We start from the raw sequence: 23,217 nt of genomic DNA, 5'->3' as shown, positions 1-23,217 counted from the left end.
GGCGTCGGGCCCTCAGCGTGCCAGACAGGACCGAAAACGGTTGTCCCGGCCCAGCACCAGCCGCCCAAACTCGTCGAGCAGCGTCGGGCCAATGGCCTCCGGACGGAGGATGAAGGTGACGAAACCCAGCCGCTCCAGATTGCGGGACTCCACTACGATCTCCCCCTTTTCAAAGTCGGCACGCCACACGATCAGCACGCTGACTTCATCCGCCACCGTAAATACGCCCGACTCCAGTTCGCGCCGGCGATTGCGACGCTCCTGACATTCGAACTTCAGACCCAGGTCGAAGAACATCTGGCGCAGGCGTTCGACGGCTCCACCGTTTCGCTCCAGTCTGCGCTGCCCCGGCCCACGCAAGGTGTAACCCATGCTCACGCGCTCAATGCTGCCACCCTCACCAGTGGAGCGGGTCCGGAAGTCGGCATAGCCCTCCTGCCATGACAGGTTGCGGATGGGGTCATCCGAGTCGAGGAGATAGTAGTTGCGCCCCACCTGAGGCTTGAGAAAGTTCAGTTGCGTGCTGAGATCACGGCAGTAGTCAAACACCGCACGTAGCGAACGGTCCAGGCTCTCGCGCAGCCGCTCCGCGTCACGGGAGGCCTCGCTGGCCCCGCGCTGACGTAGAGCGACCTCATCCCGGAGTTGCTCGAGCAGCCCGCCACAGGGTGCAGAAGGCTGCACCGGCTCCGGAAGCGGCGCAGCCTCCGGTGCCGCCGCCTGGGGCTCGGGGGTATGCAAGCCCGTGACGACAGGAAAACCAAGATCCCGGGTCGCGTCGGAAAAATCTGCCTTCGTGCCGCGAATACCGGTGTAACGGGCATCGATCTGCTGCACGCGCCGCCGCGCCGCCTCGATGTCGAACGAGGCGATATCGGCCAGCAGCGCCGCCGCGTCGGCATCCAGACTCGACGTGTCATTGGCAGCGGCAGACGCCTCTGGCGGGCCGGAAGGCTGGGGATCGGGCAGGTCGGGCGGGGTGGCAGAAGGCTTGAAAGGCACGGCTGTCGTCAAGGCAGAGGATGGGCAAACGGAAAACTGCGGATCGGTAAGGACACGCGGCCGGAAAGAGGCCATAACAATGACGTTATTGTAATGAAGTATCCGCGCTTGGGAATCCGAATCCGGTCAGGGCCATCAGAACTTGCGGCCCGATGGCAGCGGCAGTTAGACTCCGCAGCGTTTCGGGTGCCGACCCCGCGTCTGCGGGGAAGGTGAAACGGGAAGTCCGGTGACCTCGGCGAGCCTCGCTCGCAGGGCATTCCGGCGCAGTCCCCGCTGCTGTAAGCCTGACGACACCTCCAAGCACGCCACTGGGCCACGGTCCGGGAAGGCCGGAGCGGGTCGGATGAAGGTGAGCCAGAAGACCGGCCCGACAACACTGGTTCAGCTGTGCCCCGGGGTGTGGGACTGGCGAGCGAAAACGTCGGCCTTCCCGCGCACACCCTTTCTGTAGGCGCCCGCCCAGCGGCTTCGTATCGTCCCTCCTGCCTCCCCCCGGCCAGCCCGATGGCACGCGGAGGCACAATGGCAGGGCGCAAGTCGATTCACCGGATACTCACCCTCGGCACCTCGCTGCTGCTCGCCCTGACGGCCTGCAGCGAAGCCCACGCGGCCAGCCTGTTCGGCGTCGTCACCGACCGAGCCGCCCCCACGGCCGTCGAAGCCGCCCGGCAGCACCTCGCCCGCCACCCCCGCGACCGCATCCTGCTGCGCACCCCGGCCCAGATCCAGGCCGCCACCGACCGACAGTTGCGCCAGTGGCTCGACGCCGATGCCGTGCTGGCCGTCTCGGCCTTTGGCGACCCGGCGCGGCGCCTCATCGACGCGATACCCGCCAGCCGTGCCAGCACCGTGCTGGCCATCAGCGGCGAGCAGCGCCTCAACCTGCTGAGCCGTTCTCGGGCCGGAGCCCTGGCCAGTTTTCCCGCCGAAACCCTGCGCCAACTGGCGGGTGAAGCCCCTCCGCAGGCGGCCCTTGAGGCCGCCGCTGCGGCCCCGGCGGCACAACACTGGCTGGACGCACGCCGTACCTGGCAGGCCGGTGGCAGCGACAACCTGAGCAGCCTGTTCAAGCACCTGCTGGCAGGCAGCCCCCTGCCCCCACCCCGACCGGAGGCCAGCCTGCGCCTGCGCGTTGGCGCTGTCGAACGCGTCGATGCCGACGCCTGGGACGCCCGCCTGCTGCCTGCCGGCCCAGCCCTGGCCGTCCTTGACCTGTCCAATATCGAATCCGGCAGCGCTGCCGCGATCTGCGCCGAATCCCGTCGCCAGGGCCTTCCCTGCGCCGAGATCCTGACCCGCTGGGGTGGCAGCTCCCGGGCAGCCATCGAGGGCCTGCCCAGGCTGCTGGCCCCGGCCCGGCCGGCCGCCCTGGTGGTAATCCAGGATTTTGTCGTCGGCGCCGCCGAGAACCGGGAGGCCGTCACCGAGGCCTTCACGCAACTGGACATCCCGGTCATCAAGGCCATCCGCCTCACCGAGCGTAGCGCCACCCAGTGGCGCCTCTCGCCGGAGGGCCTGCCGGTCGATTCCGTACAGTACCGGGTGGCCCTGCCGGAGCTCCAGGGCATCGGCCAGCCCATCGTCGTTTCGGCTGTCGGCGCCAGCCGCATCGACCCCATCACCGGCGTCGCGCTGCGCCGCACCGAACCGATTGCCGCCGAAATCAGCCGCCTGGTGTCGCGCGCGGCCCGCTGGCAGCAGCTCCAGACCAAGGCCAGGGCCGAAAAGCGCCTGGCCATCATCTACTACAACCACCCGCCCGGCCGGCAGAACATCGGCGCCGACAACCTGGACGTGCCCGCCTCCCTGTTCGGCATCCTGCAACGGCTGAAGGCAGAGGGCTACGACACCGGCGAACTGCCGGCAACGCCCGAAGCCCTGCTCGACCGCATCATGGCCCACGGGGTCAACCTGCCCGAAGACAAGACCGCCCTGCGCGAGCTGGCCCGCGAGGTGGAAGGCCTCAGCACCGCCGACTACCGGCGCTGGTTTGCCGGGCTGCCCGAGCGCGTCCAGGGCGAAATGGTCTCCGGCCCCCTGGGCCGCCTTCACGCCGAAGTGCTGGAAGCCGATCGTGCCGGCGAACGCAGCCTTGGCCGCAAGCGCGTGGAATCGGCGATGAAGGAACTCCACCACCTAGCCGAAGGTGCCGACCACCCCCGGCGGGCCGAAGCCATCGCCGGGCTGAAAGCCCTCGAAGCCGGCTACCTGGCTTGCCTCGCCGATGTCCCCCAAGGCCCCTGCAGCCGCCATTCCGGCCTCACCTGGAAGATCGTCGGCTACGGTGTCGAAGGCCTCAAGGGCTGGGGCCCGGCACCGGGCAAGGTGATGGTCAGCGACGGCAAGCTGCTGGTGCCCGGGCTCACCTTCGGCAAGATCTTTGTCGGCCCCCAGCCGCCCAGGGGCTGGGAGTTGGATGAAGAGCTTCTCCACGCCAACACCAGCGTGCCACCGCCCCACCAGTTCCTCGGCTTCTACCACTGGATCCGCGACGTCTTCCGTGCCGATGCGGTGGTGCACCTGGGCCGCCACTCCACCTACGAATTCCTGCCCGGCAAGGCCGTCGGTCTGACCGCCGACGACTACCCCAGCCTCATCGCCGCGGATCTGCCGGGCATCTACCCCTACATCGTCGACGGCGTGGGGGAAGGCATCCAGGCCAAGCGCCGGGGCCTCGCCGTGATCGTCGATCACCTCACGCCGCCCCTGTCGGCCACCCCGCTCTACGACAAGCTGCTGGAATTGCGCCAGGTGGTGGAGAGCTTCGAGGCCGCCGGCAGCGACAGCCTCAAGACCCAGGCCGCCCGCCGCATGCGCGAACAGGTGACCGCCCTCAACCTGCGGGCCGAACTGGAAGCTTCCATGGCCGATGTGCTAGAGGTGCGCGGCATCGGCTTCGAAGACGCTGACGACGACCTGCTCGCCCACGAGATCGGCCACTACCTCACCAAGCTGCAGGAGAAGTTCATGCCCCACGGCCTGCACATCTTCGGGCAGGACTGGAGCGCCGAATCATTGAAACTGATGGCCGACTCCATGGGCCAGGTGGCCGGTGGCTACGACGCCGCCATCGCCGACAAGCTTGCGGCCTCGCCGCGTCTGGAAATGGCTGGCCTGCTCGCCGGCCTGGATGGGCGCTTCGTGGCCCCGGGCAAGGGCAACGACCCGCTGCGCTCCCCGGAGGCCCTACCGACCGGGCGCAACTTCCACGCCGTCGATGGCGACCTCCTGCCCACCCGCCTGGGCTACGCCCTCGGCGCCCGCCTCGCCGAGCAGGCCACCGCCCGCCCACGCAAGACGCGCGCGGACGCCGACAGCGATGCCGTCATCCTGTGGGCCTCCGACGCAGTGCGCGATGAGGGCGCCATGGTCGCCTTCTGCCTGTCCCTGCTCGGTGCCGAGCCGGTATGGAACGCCCGCGGCATCGTCACCGACGTGCGCCTGCTGGCCGACACCCCCCGACGCGACGTGATCGTCACCACCTCGGGCCTGTTCCGCGACCTCTACCCCAACCTGCTCAACCAGATCGACCGAGCCGGCCGCCTGGCCCTCGCCGCCTCCGCCGGACTGATCGCCGAGCAGCACCCCGAGCTTGGCACGGCCCTCGACGCCGCACTGGCGCCCCTGGGCGGCAACGCGGCCCGCGGCCACCAGCCCCTCGCCGACAACATCGCCGCCGCCCGCTGGCTGGCCCGTACCCGGCAACTCGGCCAGACCGGTCTGGGCATCGCCGACGCCGGGCGCGCCGCGGCCCTGCGCATCTTCGGTGACGCCCCGGGCGCCTACAGTGCCGGCGTCAATCGCCTGGCCGAACGTTCGGGCGCCTGGCAGGCGCGCAGCGAGTTGGGCCGGGTCTACCTCAACCGCATGGGCCACGCCTACGGCCTCGATGCCAGCGGCGATGCCGCCCACCAGGCCTTCGAGACGGCCCTTTCCGGCGTGGCCCGCAGCTACCACGGCCGCGCCAGCAACCTGTACGGTCTGCTCGACAACAACGACGCCTTCGATTACCTGGGCGGCATGTCGGTGGGCATCGAGACGCTCACCGGGCGCCGGCCGGAAGGCCTGATCCTGCAGCACGCCGACCCGGCCCATCCGGCCGTCGAGCCCCTCGCCACGGCCCTGCTGTCCGAGCTGCGCGGCCGCTACCTCAACCCGGAATGGCTGAAGCCCCTGATGAAGCACGGCTACGCCGGCGCCCGCACCATGGGCCAGGAGTTCCTCGAGAACCTGTGGGGCTGGCAGGTCACCCGACCTGACCTGATCCAGCAATGGGCCTGGGACGAGGTCAAGGAAACCTGGTTCGAGGACAAGCACAAGCTCGGCCTGCCGCGCTTTCTTGCCCAGGGCCACAACGCCCACGTCAAAGCGCAGATGCTGGCCATCTTCATGGTCGCCGCCGAGAAGGGCTTCTGGCAGGCCGATGACGCCACCCTGAAGCAGATGGGCGGCGAACTCGCCCGCCTGGTAGCAAAGAACGGCCTGCCCGGCAGCGGCCATACCGCCCCCCACCATCCGATGTGGAACTGGCTCCAGCCACGCATCGACGCCGTCGACGCCGATGCCCTCGGCGTGGCCCTGGCCCGGGCCCGGGGTGAAGGGCTGGCGCCTGCCCCCGTCGCGCCCATCACCGCCATGGCCGCCACGCCCCGGCAACAGGGCGCCCGCCATGAGGCCACGCCCCCCCGCCGCGAACAGGCCGCTGTGGCGCTCACCGCGTCCAACCCGGCCGCCGCTGAACCACAGGCACCGGCCGAGCGCCATTACGAACTCCATACCCGCCCGGCGCCGCTCGCCACCCGGCACGCCCCGCCCGTGGCCCTGCTCACCCTGGCCCCGCTGCTCTTCCTCCTCGGCCTCGCCTGGAGCTGCCGCCCCCCTTCAACCTCCACCCACGCCTGATCTCACCATGAACGATTTGCCTACCCTCGCCTGGCTCCACCAGGCAGTCACCTGGCTGCTCGCGCCGGCCCTGCTGGCCCTAATCGCCGCCTGCGCCATCGCCCTGGCCGAGGCCGGCCTGGCCCTCGGCGAACGTCTGTGGGGCCTGCGCCGCCTTGCCGCCAGCGGCGACCTGCTGCTGATCCAGCGCGTCGCCCGACACCGCCTGGAGCGGGCCGACCTGCTGGCCCGCATTCCACCCATGCTGGGCCTGATGGCCACCATCATCCCCCTCGGACCGGGTCTCGCCGCACTGGGCCAGGGCAACCCCTCGGAGCTGGCCAGCGCGGTCACCACCGCCTTCGACGCCACCGTGCTGGGCCTGGTGGCCGGCATTGGCGGGCTGGTGGTGGGCAAGCTGCGCCGGCGCTGGTACGAAGAGCTGCTCGAGAACCTGGAGGAAGAGGCATGAGCGCCACCCGACCGCCCCGCAAGCGCCTGCGCCTCTATTCGCGCCTCGATGCCCGCTTCGACGACCGGGACGAAGACCCCCGTGCCAGCCTGGTCAACCTGGTGGATGTGATGCTGGTCTTCGCCTGCGGCCTGCTTGCCGCCCTGGCGGCCAGTACCCAGGGCGCCCTGCCCCCGCCCAAGCCGGTGGATAAGGGCCGTGCCATCGAGCGTCCGGCCGACGGGCAGGGCCAGGCCGGTGCCGGCATGGATCGGGTCGGTGAAGTCTTCCGCGACCCGAAGACCGGGCAGCTGATCCTCATTGAACCCGGCCAGCCCCAAGGCCGGCCGTGAACGCCATCGCCACCCTGCTGGCCGAAGCACCCGACAGCGTGGAGACAAGGGCATGAGCGGCCATCAAACCCCGGATCGGCGCCTACTGCCGCCACCAGCTGGTGGGCGGCAAACCGGTACGCGAGCATGTCTTCCACCCAGCAAAAGGCCCCGATTGAGCCCATGAAACACCCCGCACTCCGCTTTCTCCACCTGGCCCACCGCTGGCTCGGCATCTGCGCCGGGGTTTTGGTGCTGGTTTGGTTTGTCTCGGGGCTGGTGATGCTCTATGTGCCGTTCCCGAAGCTGGACGTGGACACCCGCGTCGCCCATCTGGACACCCTGCGTACCGATGCAATCCAGTTCAGCCCGGCAGAGGCCGCCCGGGCCTGCCGGAGCACGCCACGGGGCGGCCGCATCGCCATGACCGCCGGGCGCCCGGCCTATCACTTCGCTACCCGCGATGGCGCCTGCAGCGTGTGGGCCGACACCGGTGCGGCCCTCGGCCCGGTGGCGCCCGACATGGCCCTGCGGGCCGCCCGCAATTTTCTGCCCGGCGTCCCCCTGAGCGGGCCGGAAACCATCGAACGCGACCAATGGACGGTATACACCACCTACAACGCCCACCGCCCGCTCCATGTGTTCCAGGCCGCCGACGCGGCCGCCACCGAGCTATATGTATCGTCCCGCAGTGGCGAGGTGGTCAATCGCACCACCCGGCTCGAGCGGGTGGCGGGCTGGGTGGGCACCGTGCCCCACTGGATCTATTTCACCCCGCTGCGCGGCGAGGACACGCGCAGCTGGCGCATGCTGGTCCTGTGGCTGCCGCCGGTGGCGCTGCTCACCGTGCTGCTCGGCCTTGCCCTGGGCATCCAGCGCCTGCGTCTGCGCCATCGCTACCCTCGCGGGCAGGTCACGCCCTACCGCGGCTGGAAACGCTGGCACCACCTCCTCGGCCTGGGCGCTGGCGGCTTTGCCCTGACCTGGCTGCTGTCGGGCTGGCTGTCCAACCACCCCTTCGGCCTGCTCGAATTCAGCAGCCTGCCCCCTGGCAGCGCCGAACGTCTGGCTGGCGGCCCCTTCAAACCGTCAGACAGCGTGGAACTGCTGCGCCGCCAGCTGGCCCACGTCCCCGATGCACGGGAGGCCGAGTGGTCGCGCTTCGCCGGCCGCAGCTACCTGGAAGTGCGCAGCCCCGGGCACAGCCAACGCCTCGACGACAACGCCGCCCCGGCCCGGCCCATCCCGCCGGAAACCCTGGCCAGGGCGATCCACGACATCGAAGGCAAGCCGATCGCCCGCGTCGAGCTGATCCACGAGGCCGATCTTTACCACTACGGCCGGCGCAACCCGGCAGTGCTCCCCGCCGCCCGCATCCGGCTGGCCGATGAGCAGGACACCACCTGGTATCTGGACCCGGCCAGCGGCCGCGTGCTGGCCCGCATCGACAACGCCAACCGCCTGCACCGCTGGGTCTTCAACGGCCTGCACCGGCTCGACTTCCCCCCCTGGCTGCGCTGCCTGCCCTACGCGAAGCCCTCATCACCCTACTGTGCCTCCTCGGCATCACCCTCGCCAGCACCGGCTGCGTGCTTGGCTGGCGACGCCTGCGCCACCGCAAGCCCACGCCCTAACCCACAGGAAATTCCTTCATGTCACGCATTTTCAATCGCCCAGTGCCGGGGGCGCTGGCCCTGCTCGTGTCCGGCCTGGCTACCACCGCCCAAGCGGCAGGCATCCCGACCCTGCAGGAAGTCACTGTCAGCACCCGCCACCAGGACCTGATCGGCGTCGCCGATTCGGCCACCGAGGGCACCGTCACTGCCGCCCAGCTGCGCAACCGGCCACTGCTGCGCCCGGCCGAGGCCCTGGAAACCATCCCCGGCATGATCGTCACCCAGCACTCCGGGGACGGCAAAGCCAACCAGTACTTCCTGCGCGGCTTCAACCTGGACCACGGCAGCGACTTCGCTACCCATGTAATGGGCATGCCGGTGAACATGGCCAGCCACGCCCACGGCCAGGGCTACATGGATCTCAACTTCCTGATGCCGGAGCTGATCCAGGGTATCGCCTATCGCAAGGGCGTGTATGCGGCCGAAGATGGCGACTTCGCCACCACCGGCTCGGCCCGAATCGACTACCGGCGCCGGCTCGACGGTAACTTCGCCGAGTTCGGCCTGGGCCAGAACGGCTACCGGCGCCTGCTTGTCGCCGGCAGCCGCGCCCTCGGCGACGACAATGAAAGCGACGGCCGGCAGTTGCTGGTCGCCGCCGAGCTGATGGGCAACGACGGGCCGTGGGACCAGCCCGAGCGTCTGGTCCGCCGCAACCTGCTGCTGCGCCTGTCGGAGGGCAGCACAAGCCACGGCTACGCCCTGACAGCCATGTCCTACAGCGCCCACTGGACCGCCACCGAGCACGTCCCCGAACGGGCCATCACCTCCGGTGAAATCGGCCGCTACGGCGCCCTGTCCCCCCGGGACGGGGGCCGCACCCGGCGCAACAGCCTGTCGGCCGAATGGGCCCGGCTGGGCGACAGCAGCGCCACCCGGGCCAGTGCCTACGTAATCGACTATGGTCTCAACCTGTACTCGGCACCGTCGGGCTACATCAGCGGCCCCCAGGGCGACCAGCACGAACAGGCCGACAGCCGCATCACCTGGGGCGGCGAGGCCCGCCACGCCTGGTTCCTCGGCCCGGCCCTGCGCGACACCGAACTCGCCATCGGCACCCGCCTGCGCCAGGACCGCATCGGCCGGGTCGGCCTGTACACCACCGAGGGACGCAGCCGCACAGGCACCGTGCGCGAAGACCGTATCACCGAGACCGCCCTCGCCCTGTTTGCCGAGGCCCGCACCCAATGGACGCCATGGCTGCGCAGCAGCCTGGCCCTGCGCCGGGACGAAATCTCCGCCGACGTCACTGCTCTGGGCGGGCAATACAACATGGGCAACGGCGGCAGCGTGCGCGGCGGCCAGACCAGCCCCAAGCTGGGCTTCGTCCTCGGCCCCTTCAACCTGGCCGGCAGCACCGAGTTCTACGCCAACTGGGGCCATGGCTTCCACAGCAATGACGCCCGCGGCGCCACCAGCCACACCAACCCCACCGACGGCAGCCCCATCGACCGGGTCCCCCTGATCGCCCGCGCCCGGGGCGCCGAACTGGGAGTGCGTGCCGCCCCCCTGCCGGGCTGGAACACCAGCCTGACGGTGTGGCAGATGGATCTCGCCTCGGAACTGGTCTTCATCGGCGACGAAGGCATCACCGAACCCCGCGGTGCCTCGCGCCGCCACGGGCTGGAATGGTCCAACTACCTGACCCCGGCCGACGGCCTCATCATCGACGCAGACCTGGCCCTGTCGAAGGCCCGTTTCCGGCAGCCCGTAGGCGGTGGAGACCACGTCCCCAATGCCATTCCGCTGACTGCCTCGGTGGGCATCAGCGCCGACCAGGGCGGCGCCTGGCACGGCGGTATGCGCCTGCGCTACCTGGGCGCCTACGCCCTGGAAGAAAGCGGCGAGCACAAATCCACGCCCTTCTGGACAGCCAACCTCAAGCTTGGCTATCGCGTCTCGAAACAGCTGCAACTGAGCGTGGACGTGCTCAACCTCTTCAACCGTCACGCCAACGACATCGAATACTGGGGTGGCGCGTGCACGCGCAATGAAAGCCTGGGTGGAAACTGCAACGGCGGCATCGACGGCCGCCTGATCCACCCGCTGGAGCCCCGCAGCCTGCGACTGGGCCTGCGCCTGGGCTTCTGAAACGCCGCCGGCCCGGCACTCAGCGGGCCGGCTGCAGCGCGATCACGGCCATGCCGGCGAGGGCCATGGCCGCTCCGGCCACGTCCCAGCGGGTCAGCGCCAATCCGTCTACAAAACGCAGCCACAGCAGCGCCACGGCGATGTACATACCGCCATAGGCCGCGTAGGTGCGCCCCGCCGCAGTGGGGTGCAAGGTAAGCAACCAGGCAAACACTGCCAGGGATGCAGCCGCCGGCACAAGCCACCAGGCACTCCGCCCCTGCCGCAGCACCAGCCAGGGGAGGTAGCAGCCGACGATCTCCATCAAGGCAGTCAGCGCAAACAGCGCAGCCATCCGCAAGGCTTCCATGACGACTCTCCTGCAGGCACACAGGAGCCGCATCGACGTGGCTCGCCGCGCACAAGAAAACGGCCCGCACGAAGGGCGAGCCGAACAGAACGAACAACTGTCAGATTTATGGCGGAAGAGGTGAGATTCGAACTCACGGATGGTTTCCCATCGCCGGTTTTCAAGACCGGTGCAATCGACCACTCTGCCACTCTTCCCGAGGGCGCGAATTCTAGCATGAGCGCGGCGCAGGCCAAATGCCGCGCAGGCAACGCGGTTGAAACTTCTTGGGGGCTCCGCTACTCTCAGCCAGTGCAGGCTACCCTGTTATTCAATTCTGGAGGATTTTCATGCAACTCGACACTTACGGTCAGCAAACGCAGGTACTGTCGCAAAGCGCCAACCGCGTGCTGCGCAACACCTACATGCTGCTCGCACTCACGATGGTGCCGACCGTTGCCGGCGCGCTGCTTGGCGTGCAGATGCAGTTCTCGTTTATGGCCGGCAGCCCGTTCATCTCCTTCCTGCTGTTCCTGGGTATCTCGTTCGCCTTTTTCTACGGCATCGAGCGCAACAAGAACAATGGTCTGGGCGTGGCCCTGCTGCTGGGCTTCACCTTCTTCATGGGTCTGATGCTCTCGCGCATCCTGCAGGTTGCCCTGGGCTTCTCCAACGGTGGCTCCATGATCGCCATGGCCGCAGGCGGCACGGGTGCCGTGTTCGCCACCATGGCGAGCATCGCCAGCGTGTCCAAGCGCGACTTCACCAACATGGGCAAGTTCCTGATGGTCGGCCTGGTGGTGGTCCTGCTGGCCGGCGTGGCCAACATCTTCCTGCAGATGCCGGTGCTGCACCTGGTGATCTCCGCCGCAGTGGTGATGCTGTTCTCGGGCTACCTGCTGTACGACATCAGCAATGTGGTGCGGGGCGGTGAAACCAACTATGTGACGGCCACCCTGGCGGTCTACCTGGATGTGTACAACATCTTCGTCGGCCTGCTTAATCTGGTGATGGCCTTTGGCGGCGGCGATCGCGACTGATCGACCTTCGCAGCAGCAAAAAAGGCGACCTCCGGGTCGCCTTTTTCATGCCTGCAGCACGCACCTCAACCCCGCTCGAACAGGGCGATGGATTCCACGTGGGAGGTTTGCGGGAACATGTTGGCGATGCCCGCACCTTTCAGGTGATAGCCCTTCTCGTGAATGAGCACGGCGCTATCCCGGGCCAGGGTGGCCGGATTGCAGGATACATAGACGATGCGCCCCGGGGCCGACGGCCCGAGGGCCTTGACCACGGCAACCGCCCCCTCTCGCGGGGGGTCGATGAGCATCTTGTCCAGGTGGCCGAGGGCGGCAATGCTGTCCTCGGTGGCCTCGAACAGGTTGGCGGCGTAGAACTCGCTGCGCGCCTCCAGCCCGTTGGCGCGGGCATTCTCACCCGCCCGCCGCACCAGCGCATCGCTCCCCTCCACACCTACCACCCGGGCCCCCAGCTTGGCGATGGGCAGGCTGAAATTGCCCAGCCCGCAGAACAGATCGGCAATGCGCTCGCCGGGACGGGGGTCCAGCAGCTGCATCGCACGGCGCATCAGCAGGCGGTTGATCCCCATGTTGACCTGGGTAAAGTCGGTGGGCCGGAAAGCCATCGACACACCGAACTCGGGCAAGGTGTAAGCCAGCCCCGGCGCCTCGGCCGGAAACAGGCGGCGGGCTGAATCCGGGCCGCTCAACTGGCCCCACACCTGCACCCCCTCGTCGCGGGCAAAAGCCGCCAGGCGGGCTTCATCGGCCGCCGTGAAGGCTTGCAGGTGGCGCAACACCAGCACCGTGATGCCCTCACCAACGGCAATCTCGATCTGCGGCAGACGATCGGGTGCCGACAGGCCCGCGACCAGGGCCCGCAGGCGCGGCACCATGGCCGACACATGCGGCGGGAGGATGGCGCACTCGTCCATGGGCGCCACATAGCTGCTGCGCCGCTCGTGAAAGCCAATCAGCACGCCGCCCTTGCTCGGCACCATGCGCACCGTCAGGCGGGCCCGGTAGCGGTAGCCCCAGGCCGGGCCGACGATGGGCGGATAGAGCACCTCGGCACGGGCCCGTGCGAGGTGCCATAGGGCATCCTCCAGCACCCGTTGCTTGGCAGCCACCTGGGCTGTGGCTTCCAGGTGCTGCATGCTGCAGCCGCCACACACGCCGAAATGCGGGCACGCCGGCGTGATGCGCTGGGAACACGGCTCGAGGATGCGCTCCACATCAGCCACCTCAAACCGGGGCTTCACCCGGTAGGAGACAAAGCTGACCCGCTCGCCGGGCAGGGCGCCCTCGATGAAAATCGTTTTCCCATCCACGTGGCTGACCCCACGACCATCATGGTCCAGGGATTCGATGACGGCTTCGCGGGCTGGCGTGGTACTCATGGGGATGGCGGGCGTACGGCGAGGAAAAGGGCGCCATTTTATCCCCCGTCAGGGTCTTGGCAAGGTGAGACGCTATAATGCCGGCCATGACAAACACTCTTCTGGGCGGCCTGACGGCGGAGGAATTCCTCGCCGAATACTGGCAAAAGAAACCGCTGCTGATCCGCCAGGCAGTCCCCGGCTTCACCGGAGTCGTCAGCAAGGCCGAGCTCTTCGAGCTGGCCCGGGATTCGGAGGTGGAATCCCGCTACGTCACCCACGACAACAGTCACTGGCAGGTCATCCGCGGCCCCCAGAAAGCCGCCGACCTCAAGCGCAAGAACCGCCCGTGGACCGTGCTCATCCAGGGGCTCAACCTGTTCTGCCCCGACGGTGATGCGCTGCTGCATCGCTTCGACTTCATTCCCCAGGCCCGCCTGGACGACCTGATGGTCAGCTACGCCGTGGATGGCGGCGGTGTCGGCCCCCATTTCGACAACTACGATGTCTTCCTGCTACAGGGTATCGGCCAGCGCCGCTGGCAGATCAGCAATCAGGAAGACCGCAGCCTGATCGAAGATGCGCCGCTGAAGATCCTCCAGGATTTCCGCCCCGTGCACGACTGGGTGCTGGAACCCGGCGACATGCTCTACCTGCCGCCCCACTGGGCACACAACGGCATCGCCATCGGCGAATGCACCACCTACTCCATCGGCTTCCGCTCCCCCACCACCCAGGAGCTCGCCCAGCAGTTCCTCATCCACCTCCAGGATACGATCCAGCTCGATGGTATCTACGCCGACCCCGACCTGAAGCGTCAGGCCCACTCGGCCGAAATCGGCGATCTGATGATCGACCGGGTGGCCGACAGCCTGTCGCGCATCACCTGGACGCGGGAAGACGTACGCAGCTTCCTCGGTGCCTACCTCACCGAGCCCAAGCCCCACGTCTACTTCGACTCTCCGGACGACCCCCTCGAACATGATGAATTCGAGGATGCCTGCCTGGGCCAGGGCTATCGCCTCGACGCGTGCACCCTGCTGCTCTTTTCCGGTGGGCAGTTTTTCATCAATGGCGAAGCCATCGCGGTGCCGGACGAAGACAAGGCGATCATCGAGCAACTTGCCGATCATCGCCACATCGAAAGCCTTGCCGGCCTGTCCGAAGAAACAATTGCGCTTCTATATGACTGGTACTGCTGCGGCTTTGCGGCCCCATCAGGATCATTGATCCCATAACAGCCCATACCCCCCTGGGGGCTTGACAAGGCACAAGGAACGTTGCGGCGCCGCAACAATGTCTTTATTCAAGCACTTCCTCCGTGTTACGATACACATCACATCAGGTCCCCCACCTGATCGCCTCTCTAATTAGGTTGTTGTACTTCATTTATCGATAAGGGAAACCAACAATGAAACAATCTCTCCTGGTTGCTGCTCTCGTTGCACTCGCTGTCTCCGCCTGCGGCAAGAAGGAAGAGCCGAAGCCCGTTGAAGCTCCGGCCCCCGCTGCTGCCCCCGCCGCCGAAGTCAAGCCCGCTGAAGCTGCTCCCGCTGCCGCTCCGGCTGCTGATGCCAAGCCCGCTGAAGGCGCTGCTGCTCCCGCCGCTGATGCCAAGCCGGCTGACGCTGCTGCCGCCCCGGCTGGTTCCACCGCCGAGAACGCCGCTGCTGCTGCCGCTGCCACTCCCGAAAAGAAGTAATTCTTTTCCCGGTGAAGAAAAAGCCAACCTGCGGGTTGGCTTTTTTACGTCCATACTCAGCGCCCGCGGGGCGGGCCACAAAAAAAACACGCCGGGCTTGCCGGCGTTTTTTGTTGCGAACGGATGAGCGCGCTTACTTGAGCTGCTGGAACAGCAGACCCATGATCTTGCGTGCCGACTCCGAGGTGTCCGTGCCGCCTTCGCGGGTCAGCACCTGGACTGTTGAAGCCCCCTCGGCGCCCTTCACATAGACCCGATACTGGCTGCCGGAGACCACAGGCGCCTTGCTGCTGCGCCAGAAGGCCAGCTTCGACAGGATGCCCTCGTCGTCGCCCTTCTTCTTGTCGGTTTCCGGATCCACGTAACGCACGTAGTACAAGCCCTGGGAGCGATCCCGGTCTTCCACCGTGAAGCCGACGCGGTCCAGCGCCAGACCAACCCGTCTCCAGGCACGATCGAAGCCTTCCTCGACCTGCAGCACCGCAGCACCGCCCGTGGCGCTCTGGAGCTTGGCCTTCTCGACCTGGGGCACGGCTGCAATCTGGGCCTTGGCACGGGTCTCATCCGCGCCGAGACGAATCATCAGGCGTTGCAGGAACTCGGCCTCAAGTTCGGGATCGGCCTGACGAGGCTGCCAGATGGTCCGGTCCTTGGCCTCGTTCGGGTAGATTTCCATCATGCCCCGATGGCTGATGAAGATCTCCACGAAACCCGCTTCGCCGGCACTTTCCAGACGGGTGCGAAACTTGTCCCGCTCCGGCGTCGAGTACAGGCCATCGATGACCTTGCCGATCGTGTTGCGGATGATGCCGTTGTCGATCTTGGCCCGGTTCTCGGCCCAGTCGGTCTCCATCACGCCGATCTCGGGACGATCCACGTTCAGGATGAAACCGTTCTCCTGCCAGAACTCACGCACCTGGGGCCACAGCTTATCGGCCGTACCGGGAACAACCAGCCAGCGCTGGCTGCCCGAACGCTCGACGCGCATCTTGTCGATGGACTGAGGCGCAACCCGGGTGACCGCGGGCGCGGCCCCGGTGGTGGCCTGCCCACTGCGCTCCGCGTTGTAGGCGGAGAAGGTGGCAGTACCCTTCGGATTGATGTCCGGTACCGCATAGCGGTCGTCGGCAGTGGGTGCCGTGAGGTCGGGGGGGATCTCAAGGGTAGACCGGGTGGGCGCGACCGCCGCACTCTTGTAGTCGATCTTTTTCGATTCCAGCAAGGAACCGGAGCAACCGCTCAGGACGATCGTCGCAACGACGACCGCCGAACCGGAAGCCAGCTTTCGGCTTTGCATGCGTAACCCTCGGGGTGGGAAAGACAGACTCAAACTTCGACGCCGGCCTGACGCATGGCATCACGCACGCGCTCATGGCAGGACTCGGACAGACGGGTCAGCGGAAGACGGATCCCCTTGCCGACGAAGCCCATCTGCTCGACGGCCCACTTCACGGGAATGGGGTTGGCTTCGCAGAAGAGATGACGATGCAGCCCGACCATTCGTGCGTTCAGATCGCGGGCGCGCACACCATCGCCGGCAGCGGCAGCGACGCACATCTCGTGCATCAGACGCGGCGCCACGTTGGCCGTGACCGAGATGGTGCCGTGGCCACCGAGCATGATGAAGGCCATGGCCGTCATGTCATCACCGGTATAAAGGGCGAAATCCTTCGGCGCACGGGCAATCAGGTCACAGGCACGGTCGATATTGCCGGTGGCGTCCTTGATGCCGATGATGTTCGGCACCTCGGCCAGGCGCAGGGCGGTGTCGTTGGACAGATCGGCAACCGTGCGGCCGGGCACGTTGTACAGGATCATCGGCAGCGGGCTCGCCTCGGCGATCGTGCGGAAGTGCTGGTACAGGCCTTCCTGGGTCGGACGGTTGTAATAGGGCACTACCGACAGCCCGGCGACCGCACCCGCCTTACGGGAGAACTCGGTCAGCTCGATGGCTTCGCGGGTGGAGTTGGCACCCGTCCCGGCGATGATGGGGATACGCCCCGCCGCGTGCTCGACGGCAACGCGGATAAGTTCGCAGTGCTCTTCCACATTGACCGTGGGCGACTCGCCGGTAGTGCCGACAACGACAATACCGTCGGTACCTTCCTTGACATGGAAGTCGATGAGGCTGCGCAAACGGGGAAGATCCAGGCTGCCATCCTCGTGCATCGGGGTAACGATGGCGACAATCGAACCGGTAATCATGGGATATCGGGGAGAGAGGGAAAGTTGAGTATTGTACCCAATCACTTCGGGAAGGCTAGACGGGCGCAAACTGGTGTTACGAAAACCGGGCAGAGACCTGCGTCAACAACCCGCCTTGAAGCGAAAAACCCCGCCGAGGCGGGGCGGATGAGCGCCAGGGCCGCCTTACAGGTCGGCCAGAGTCTTGATGTGGGCGACAACGCTGCGTGCCAGGGACGACAGGGAATACCCGCCCTCGAGCAAGGACACGATGCGCCGGTTGGCCGATTCGGCGGCGATCTCCTTGAGCTGTTCGGTGACCCACATGTAGTCAGCCTCGACCAACCCCAGGGAGCCCATGTCATCCTCGTAGTGGGCATCGAAACCGGCCGAGATGAAGATCATCTCGGGCGCGTGGTTGCGCAGGGCCGGAATCCAGATGTTGGTCACGATCTCGCGGAACACATCGCCACGACTGCCCGCCTTGATGGGCACGTTGACCATGTTGGGGGCCGGGTTGTCGGCACCACTGTAGGGGTAGAAGGGATGCTGGAAGATGCTGACCATCAGCACCCGGGGGTCATCCTTGAAGATGTCCTCGGTACCATTGCCGTGATGCACGTCGAAATCGATGATGGCCACGCGCTTGAGACCGTGCTCCTCGAGGGCATGGCGAGCAGCGACGGCCACGTTGTTGAAGAAGCAAAAACCCATGGCCTTGGCGGCTTCGGCGTGGTGGCCGGGCGGGCGGATGGCACAGAAGGCGTTTTCGGCCTGCCCCGACATCACCAGATCGGTGGCATAGATGCCGGCACCCGCCGAGCGCAGGGCAGCCTTCATGGAGTTGGGGCACAGGGCCGTATCCGGATCCAGGTGGCGGATGCCATGCTCGGGCACGCTGGCCAGCAGTTCTTCCACATGCTCGCGGGGATGAGCCCGGGAGATCTGGTCGACACTGGCATTCGGGGCGTCATGAAAGGAGAGGTACATGTCGAGGCCGGCAGCGATCAGACGGTCATTGATCGCCCCGAGACGCTCGGGAGATTCGGGGTGATGCTCACCCATGTTGTGCAGCCAGCAATCCCGGTGCGTGATGAATGCCGTACTCGTCATAAACTGTCCCCTGCCTCTCGCGATTCGTCTTCGATATCTGTCGATTGTCGTATCCGGCGAACGCCTGCTCCGAAACGCACTCCATGCCAGCATGAGGTCGCGTCGGGAAACCGTTCCCCGGATGCTCTTGTGGAATCATTATCCCCTTAACTTCATTCTGAAAAAAGCCTGCGCCATGCCGATCCACATCGCCACCCGCCTCATCGAGGCCGCCAGCCGGATCATCCTTGGCAAGGAAGAGGCCGTGCGCCTTGCCCTGGCATGCATGCTTGCCCGCGGGCATTTGCTGATGGAGGACATGCCCGGGGTCGGCAAGACCACCCTGGCCCATGCCCTGGCCCACCTGCTCGGGCTGAAATTCCAGCGCATCCAGTTCACCAGCGACATGCTTCCGGCCGACATCCTCGGTGTGTCGATATTCGACCAGCGGGACGGTGCCTTCCGTTTCCACCCCGGGCCCGTGTTCAGCGAGATGATTCTCGCCGACGAGATCAACCGGGCCACGCCCAAGGCCCAGAGCGCCCTGCTCGAAGCCATGGAGGAACGCCAGATCAGCGCCGAGGGGCACACCTACCCGCTGCCGGCGCCGTTCTTCGTGATCGCTACCCAGAACCCGGCCGACCAGATCGGCACATTCCCCCTCCCTGAAAGCCAGCTCGACCGTTTTCTGATGCGCATCTCCCTCGGCTATCCGGATCCGACCTCTGAGCGGGCCCTGCTTGCCGGCGAAGACCGGCGCGAGATGCTGGCCCGCCTGCCCCCCGTCCTCGCTGCTGGCGAACTCGACACCCTGCTGGCCGCCAGCCGCCGGATCCACGTCGGCCCGCGCCTCCTCGATTACGTCCAGGCCCTGCTGGCCCGCAGCCGCGAAAGCACCGATTTCTCCACCGGGCTCTCCCCCCGCGCGGGCCTCGCCCTGCTCTCGGCCGCCCGGGCCTGGGCCTTGCTGGCTGGGCGTGACCATGTGCTGCCCGAAGACGTCCAGGCGGTGCTGCCCGCCGTGGCCGGCCACCGCCTGCGCCCCGCCGGTGAAACCCCGGTGCGCCCCGACGAACTGAGCCGCCGCCTGCGCGAAGCTGTGCCTCTACCCTAAATGGACCTGCCCGCAGTACGTGCCACCCTTCACCGCTGGCTGTTCCGGGTCAGCGGGCCGGAGCCGGCCCCCATCCAGCTCGGCCAACGCCGCATCTTCGTGCTGCCGACACGCTTTGGGCTGGCCCTCGCGCTGACCCTGTTGGTCATGTTACTGGCGTCCATCAACTACACCCTGAGCCTGGGCTTCGCGCTGACCTTCCTGATTGGCAGCGTGGCCTGGATCAGCATCCACCACGCCTTTCGCAATCTTGTCGGGCTGAGCATCACGCCGGGCAAGGCCGAGGCGGTTTTCTGCGGCGCCCCCGCACACTTCGGCATCGTCCTCGCCAACCCGGCCCTGCGCCCCCGTCAGGGCCTGCGCCTGGCGCCAAGTGGTGGTGCAGAGGCCATCCAGCGCGCCGAACCCTTCGACCTGCCAGCCTGCAGCAGCGCAGTCACGGACATCCACCTGGCCACCCACCACCGCGGCTGGCTCGCCCTGCCCCGCTTGACCCTGGAAACCCGCCACCCCCTGGGGCTGATCCGGGCCTGGAGCCTGTTCCAGCCGGATGTGCGCTGCCTCGTCTATCCGGCCCCGGAGACGGACGGCCCAGCGCTGCCCGTCGGACGCGAAACCGACTCGGGCCTTGGCGGACAAGGGCACGGGCAGGACGACTTCGCCGGCCTGCGCCATCACCAGCCGGCCGACTCGCCCCGCCACGTGGCCTGGAAGGCTGTAGCCCGGGGTGGCCCGTGGCGCACCAAGGAGTTCGACGGCGCCGGCGCCCGCGATGTGCATCTCGACTGGAATCGCATGCCGGCCAGCATGAGCGTCGAAGCGCGCCTGGCACGCCTCACCCGATGGGTGATGGAAGCGGACCGCGCCGGCATCGACTTCGGCCTGAGCCTGCCCGGCACGAATATCCCGCCGGGCCGGGGCAGCGCCCACCGCCACGCCTGCTTGACCCGTCTTGCGCTGTTCGGGCTGCGTGATGACTGAACCCCGCCTGCGCCCGGACCAGAGCGGTTGGCTGCTGGCCTGCGCTTCCCTCAGCCTTGCCCCCCACGCCAGCCATCTGCCCCTCTCCTTGATCGGCGTCTGCGCCCTGCTGCTGGGGTGGCGCGGCCTGCTGGCATACCATGGCAAGCCCCTGCCCCACCGCTTCCTGCTGTTCGCCCTGGCAGCCAGCCTGCTGGCCCTGGTGGCCGTGGAGTTCCAGCGCTTCTTCGGCAAGGAGCCGGGCATCGCGCTGTTGGCGGGCCTGCTCAGCATCAAGCTACTGGAGACCAACAGTGTCCGGGACGCACGCACGGTGATCCTGCTGAGCTTCTTCATGCAGATGGGGCTCTTCCTGTACCAGCAGAACATGGGCGTCGCAGCTCTCGCCCTGGCCGGCAGCGTCGCCACGGTGGCCGCCCTGCTCGCCCTCGAAGGGCGGGCGGAGGCCCCTCGTGCCCGCAGCCTCGCAGCAGCCCGCCTGGTCATCCAGGGGCTGCCGCTGATGGCCGTGCTATTCGTGTTGTTCCCTCGCATCCAGGGCCCCCTGTGGGGCCTGCCGGCCGATGCCTACACCCACCGCACAGGCCTCTCCGACAGCATGGCGCCTGGCGACGTGGCCCGCGTCAGCGAATCGGCCGCCATCGCCTTCCGCGCCCGCTTCGAGGGCGACCCGCCCCCGCCGGCCGAGCGCTACTGGCGCGGCCCGGTACTGAGTGATTACGACGGCCGCACCTGGCGCCAGGGCCGCCGCAGCGTGGCAGAGGCCCCCGCCTATCGCAGCCAGGGCACGGCCTACACCTACACCCTCACCCTGGAGCCTCACAACCATCGCTGGCTGCTCGCCTTGGACTTCCCGGCCGCAGCACCCGGCCTGCGCTACAGCAGCGACTTCCAGCTCCTAGCCCAGGCACCGCTGCATGCCCGCCTGCGCGTAGACCTCGTGTCCCACCCAGGCACCCTGGTCGGCCTTGACGAAAGCGACGCAGTGCTGCAACAGGCCCTGTACCTTCCCCCAGGGAGCAACCCGCGCACCCGCGCCCTCGGCGCCCGCCTGCGTACCGAAGCCCGGGCGAGCAGTGACATCCCGGCCCTGGCCATCGCCCACTTCCGGGCCAGCAAGCTGGCTTACACCCTCGATCCCCTGCCCTTCGGGCGGGATGACGTGGACAGCTTCCTGTTCGACACCCGCCAGGGCTTCTGCGAGCACTTCGCCGCCGCCTTCGTCGTCACACTGCGTGCGGCCGGCGTCCCCGCCCGGGTCGTCACCGGCTACCAGGGTGGCGAAATCAATGCGGTGGACGGCAGCTTCGTCGTGCGTCAGTCCGATGCCCACGCCTGGACTGAAGTGTGGCTGGCCGGCAAGGGCTGGCAACGCATCGACCCGACCGCCGCCAGCGCGCCGCGGCGCATCGACAGCGGCCTCGCCGGTGCCCTGCCCGGCATGGACCGCCTGCCCCTGCTGGTACGCAGCGACCTGCCTTGGCTACGCACCCTGCGCGACAACCTGGAGGCCATCGACAACCGCTGGAATCAATGGGTTCTCGGGTACAATCCGGCGCGCCAGCAGGCGCTGCTTTCCGCGCTGGGCCTGGCCCGGACCGATTGGACGACACTGATAGCCCTCATGGCAGCCGCGGGTGCCGTCGTGGCGGCGCTGCTGGCCGCCTGGGCCTTGCGCTCGCGCTCGCCGGCAGACGCCATCGACCATGACTGGACACGCTTCTGCCAGCATCTGGCGGCCATCGGACTCCCCCGTGAAACATGGGAAGGGCCCCTGGATTACGCCCGCCGGGTCGGCAGCCGGCGCCCCGACCTGAGCCCCGCTGTCACTGCCATCGCCACCGATTACGCCGGCCTGCGCTACGGCCCGGCCGGCAACGACACCGTCGCCAGCCGGCGCTTTCACCAATCCATCAAGAACTTCCGCCCCCGATGAAAACCGCAACGCTCCGCCAGCGCCCCGGCTCCCTGATCGCCCTGCTTGTGGCCCTCGCCCTCGCGAGCCCCCTTCATGCCGCCGAGCGCTATGCAGACCGGCCGGAGACCCAGCAATTCATCGACGAGATGCAACAGCGCCATGGCTTCGACAAGGACGCCCTGACCTACATCTTCCGCCGCGCCCAGTATCTGCCCTCGGTCATCAAGGCCATCTCCCCGCCCCGCGACCCGGTCGCCGTGCGCTCCTGGCAGCGCTACCGCAGCCGCTTCATCGAACCCGTACGCATCAAGGCCGGCGTGGCCTTCTGGGAGCGTCACCAGGACAGCATCCGCGCCGCCAGCGAGAAATACGGGGTGCCGGAGGAGATCATCGTCGGAATCATCGGCGTGGAGACCATCTATGGTCGTAATACCGGCAGCTATCAGGCCGTGTCGGCCCTGTCGACCCTGGCCTTCGATTACCCGCGCCGGGCCGAACTGTTTCGCGGCGAACTTGAAAACCTGCTGCTGATGGCCCGCGAACAAGGCCGTGACCCGCTCGACTACCAGGGTTCCTACGCCGGCGCCCTGGGGCTGCCCCAGTTCCTGCCCAGCAGCGTGCGCAACTATGCGGTGGATTTCGACGGAGACGGCCGGATCGACCTGCTTAACAGCCCCAAAGACGCCATTGGCAGCGTTGCCCGCTACATGCAGATGCATGGCTGGGAGACCGGCGCGCCGGTTGCCGTGCGTGCCAGCATGGGCGGCGACGCCAACCTGGTGCCGCTGCTCGCCAACGACATCAATCCGGCCTTCGACGCCGCCACCCTGGCCAGTCACGGCGTCAAAGCCGCCAGTGGCGAAACACCGGCTGGCAAGGCGGCCTTCGTCGAGCTGGTGACGCCCGGCGAGGACAGCGAATACTGGCTGGGCTACCAGAACTTCTATGTCATCACCCGCTACAACCGCAGCAGCTTCTACGCCATGTCAGTGTTTCAGCTGGGTGAGGCCGTCAAGGCCGCACGCACCGCCGCGCTGACGGCACGCCGCTAAGCCTGCGCGCTA

The 23,217-nt window shown here is 67.4% G+C and carries 18 protein-coding genes, 1 tRNA gene and 1 riboswitch; of the genes, 12 read left to right on the top strand and 7 right to left on the bottom strand.

Going from position 1 to position 23,217, the window contains the following annotated elements:
- Positions 1 to 12: 12 nt before the first annotated feature.
- Complete coding sequence (locus ACIQ09_RS05800; RefSeq protein WP_398307128.1) at positions 13 to 1,002, bottom strand: hypothetical protein; 990 nt, start codon at positions 1,000 to 1,002, stop codon at positions 13 to 15.
- A gap of 167 nt (positions 1,003 to 1,169) precedes the next feature.
- Positions 1,170 to 1,391: riboswitch (cobalamin riboswitch) on the top strand.
- A gap of 136 nt (positions 1,392 to 1,527) precedes the next feature.
- Between ACIQ09_RS05800 and ACIQ09_RS05795 the strand changes: the two genes are divergently transcribed.
- The 5 genes from ACIQ09_RS05795 (at position 1,528) to ACIQ09_RS05775 (ending at position 10,436) form a co-directional block, all read left to right on the top strand.
- Entirely contained in the window at positions 1,528 to 5,907 is a 4,380-nt protein-coding gene (locus tag ACIQ09_RS05795; RefSeq protein WP_398307126.1) for a cobaltochelatase subunit CobN, read from the top strand.
- Positions 5,908 to 5,914: 7 nt separating this feature from the next.
- On the top strand, positions 5,915 to 6,358 hold the full coding sequence (locus tag ACIQ09_RS05790; RefSeq protein ID WP_398307124.1) for a MotA/TolQ/ExbB proton channel family protein: 444 nt from the start codon (positions 5,915 to 5,917) through the stop codon (positions 6,356 to 6,358).
- Complete coding sequence (locus tag ACIQ09_RS05785; RefSeq protein ID WP_398307122.1) at positions 6,355 to 6,690, top strand: hypothetical protein; 336 nt, start codon at positions 6,355 to 6,357, stop codon at positions 6,688 to 6,690. Before ACIQ09_RS05790 ends, ACIQ09_RS05785 begins: the two co-directional genes overlap by 4 nt.
- Before the next feature lie 162 nt (positions 6,691 to 6,852).
- On the top strand, positions 6,853 to 8,454 hold the full coding sequence (locus ACIQ09_RS05780; RefSeq protein WP_398307120.1) for a hypothetical protein: 1,602 nt from the start codon (positions 6,853 to 6,855) through the stop codon (positions 8,452 to 8,454).
- The gene (locus ACIQ09_RS05775) at positions 8,346 to 10,436 is read left to right on the top strand and encodes a TonB-dependent receptor (RefSeq protein WP_398307153.1); all 2,091 of its coding nucleotides are present in this window, start codon (positions 8,346 to 8,348) and stop codon (positions 10,434 to 10,436) included. Before ACIQ09_RS05780 ends, ACIQ09_RS05775 begins: the two co-directional genes overlap by 109 nt.
- A gap of 19 nt (positions 10,437 to 10,455) precedes the next feature.
- Here the strand turns inward: ACIQ09_RS05775 and ACIQ09_RS05770 are convergent, their stop codons facing one another.
- Positions 10,456 to 10,785: a YnfA family protein gene (locus ACIQ09_RS05770; protein ID WP_398307118.1), complete on the bottom strand. Its 330-nt coding sequence runs from the start codon at positions 10,783 to 10,785 to the stop codon at positions 10,456 to 10,458.
- 109 nt (positions 10,786 to 10,894) lie between these two features.
- A tRNA-Ser gene (locus tag ACIQ09_RS05765) sits at positions 10,895 to 10,982 on the bottom strand.
- 132 nt (positions 10,983 to 11,114) lie between these two features.
- Here ACIQ09_RS05765 and ACIQ09_RS05760 point away from each other — a divergent pair.
- A complete protein-coding gene (locus ACIQ09_RS05760) occupies positions 11,115 to 11,804 on the top strand; it encodes a Bax inhibitor-1 family protein (RefSeq protein ID WP_398307116.1) in 690 nt (229 codons plus the stop codon).
- A gap of 65 nt (positions 11,805 to 11,869) precedes the next feature.
- Here the strand turns inward: ACIQ09_RS05760 and rlmD are convergent, their stop codons facing one another.
- A complete protein-coding gene (gene rlmD, locus ACIQ09_RS05755; protein ID WP_398307114.1) occupies positions 11,870 to 13,183 on the bottom strand; it encodes a 23S rRNA (uracil(1939)-C(5))-methyltransferase RlmD in 1,314 nt (437 codons plus the stop codon).
- Between the two features lie 86 nt (positions 13,184 to 13,269).
- Here rlmD and ACIQ09_RS05750 point away from each other — a divergent pair, with 86 nt between their 5' ends.
- Positions 13,270 to 14,400, top strand: coding sequence for a JmjC domain-containing protein (locus tag ACIQ09_RS05750; RefSeq protein WP_398307113.1), 1,131 nt, complete (start codon positions 13,270 to 13,272; stop codon positions 14,398 to 14,400).
- Between the two features lie 173 nt (positions 14,401 to 14,573).
- The gene (locus ACIQ09_RS05745) at positions 14,574 to 14,864 is read left to right on the top strand and encodes a hypothetical protein (RefSeq protein WP_398307111.1); all 291 of its coding nucleotides are present in this window, start codon (positions 14,574 to 14,576) and stop codon (positions 14,862 to 14,864) included.
- Positions 14,865 to 14,997: 133 nt separating this feature from the next.
- Here the strand turns inward: ACIQ09_RS05745 and bamC are convergent, their stop codons facing one another.
- The 3 genes from bamC to ACIQ09_RS05730 all read right to left on the bottom strand — a co-directional run bounded on the left by bamC (position 14,998) and on the right by ACIQ09_RS05730 (position 18,161).
- Positions 14,998 to 16,161 (bottom strand): outer membrane protein assembly factor BamC, encoded by a 1,164-nt coding sequence (gene bamC, locus ACIQ09_RS05740; protein ID WP_398307109.1) that lies wholly within the window; start codon positions 16,159 to 16,161, stop codon positions 14,998 to 15,000.
- 29 nt (positions 16,162 to 16,190) lie between these two features.
- Positions 16,191 to 17,069: a 4-hydroxy-tetrahydrodipicolinate synthase gene (dapA, locus tag ACIQ09_RS05735; RefSeq protein ID WP_296568034.1), complete on the bottom strand. Its 879-nt coding sequence runs from the start codon at positions 17,067 to 17,069 to the stop codon at positions 16,191 to 16,193.
- Between the two features lie 165 nt (positions 17,070 to 17,234).
- A complete protein-coding gene (locus ACIQ09_RS05730) occupies positions 17,235 to 18,161 on the bottom strand; it encodes a histone deacetylase family protein (protein WP_398307107.1) in 927 nt (308 codons plus the stop codon).
- A 175-nt stretch (positions 18,162 to 18,336) separates the two neighbouring features.
- Between ACIQ09_RS05730 and ACIQ09_RS05725 the strand changes: the two genes are divergently transcribed.
- From ACIQ09_RS05725 to mltB, 4 genes are read left to right on the top strand one after another with little or no spacing between them, the layout of a single operon-like run.
- A complete protein-coding gene (locus ACIQ09_RS05725) occupies positions 18,337 to 19,254 on the top strand; it encodes an AAA family ATPase (RefSeq protein WP_398307105.1) in 918 nt (305 codons plus the stop codon).
- Positions 19,255 to 20,235, top strand: coding sequence for a DUF58 domain-containing protein (locus ACIQ09_RS05720; RefSeq protein WP_398307103.1), 981 nt, complete (start codon positions 19,255 to 19,257; stop codon positions 20,233 to 20,235). It begins immediately after the preceding gene.
- Positions 20,228 to 22,171, top strand: coding sequence for a DUF3488 and DUF4129 domain-containing transglutaminase family protein (locus tag ACIQ09_RS05715; protein WP_398307101.1), 1,944 nt, complete (start codon positions 20,228 to 20,230; stop codon positions 22,169 to 22,171). The genes ACIQ09_RS05720 and ACIQ09_RS05715 overlap by 8 nt, the downstream gene beginning before the upstream one ends.
- Positions 22,168 to 23,205, top strand: a complete 1,038-nt coding sequence (gene mltB, locus ACIQ09_RS05710) for a lytic murein transglycosylase B (RefSeq protein ID WP_398307099.1) — start codon at positions 22,168 to 22,170, stop codon at positions 23,203 to 23,205. Before ACIQ09_RS05715 ends, mltB begins: the two co-directional genes overlap by 4 nt.
- Positions 23,206 to 23,217 lie beyond the last annotated feature (12 nt).

The sequence above is a fragment of the Zoogloea sp. genome (assembly GCF_044344315.1).
Taxonomy (GTDB): domain Bacteria; phylum Pseudomonadota; class Gammaproteobacteria; order Burkholderiales; family Rhodocyclaceae; genus Zoogloea.
The sequence above is the reverse complement of the archived record's forward strand: the minus strand, read 5'-3'. Positions and strand labels throughout refer to the sequence as shown.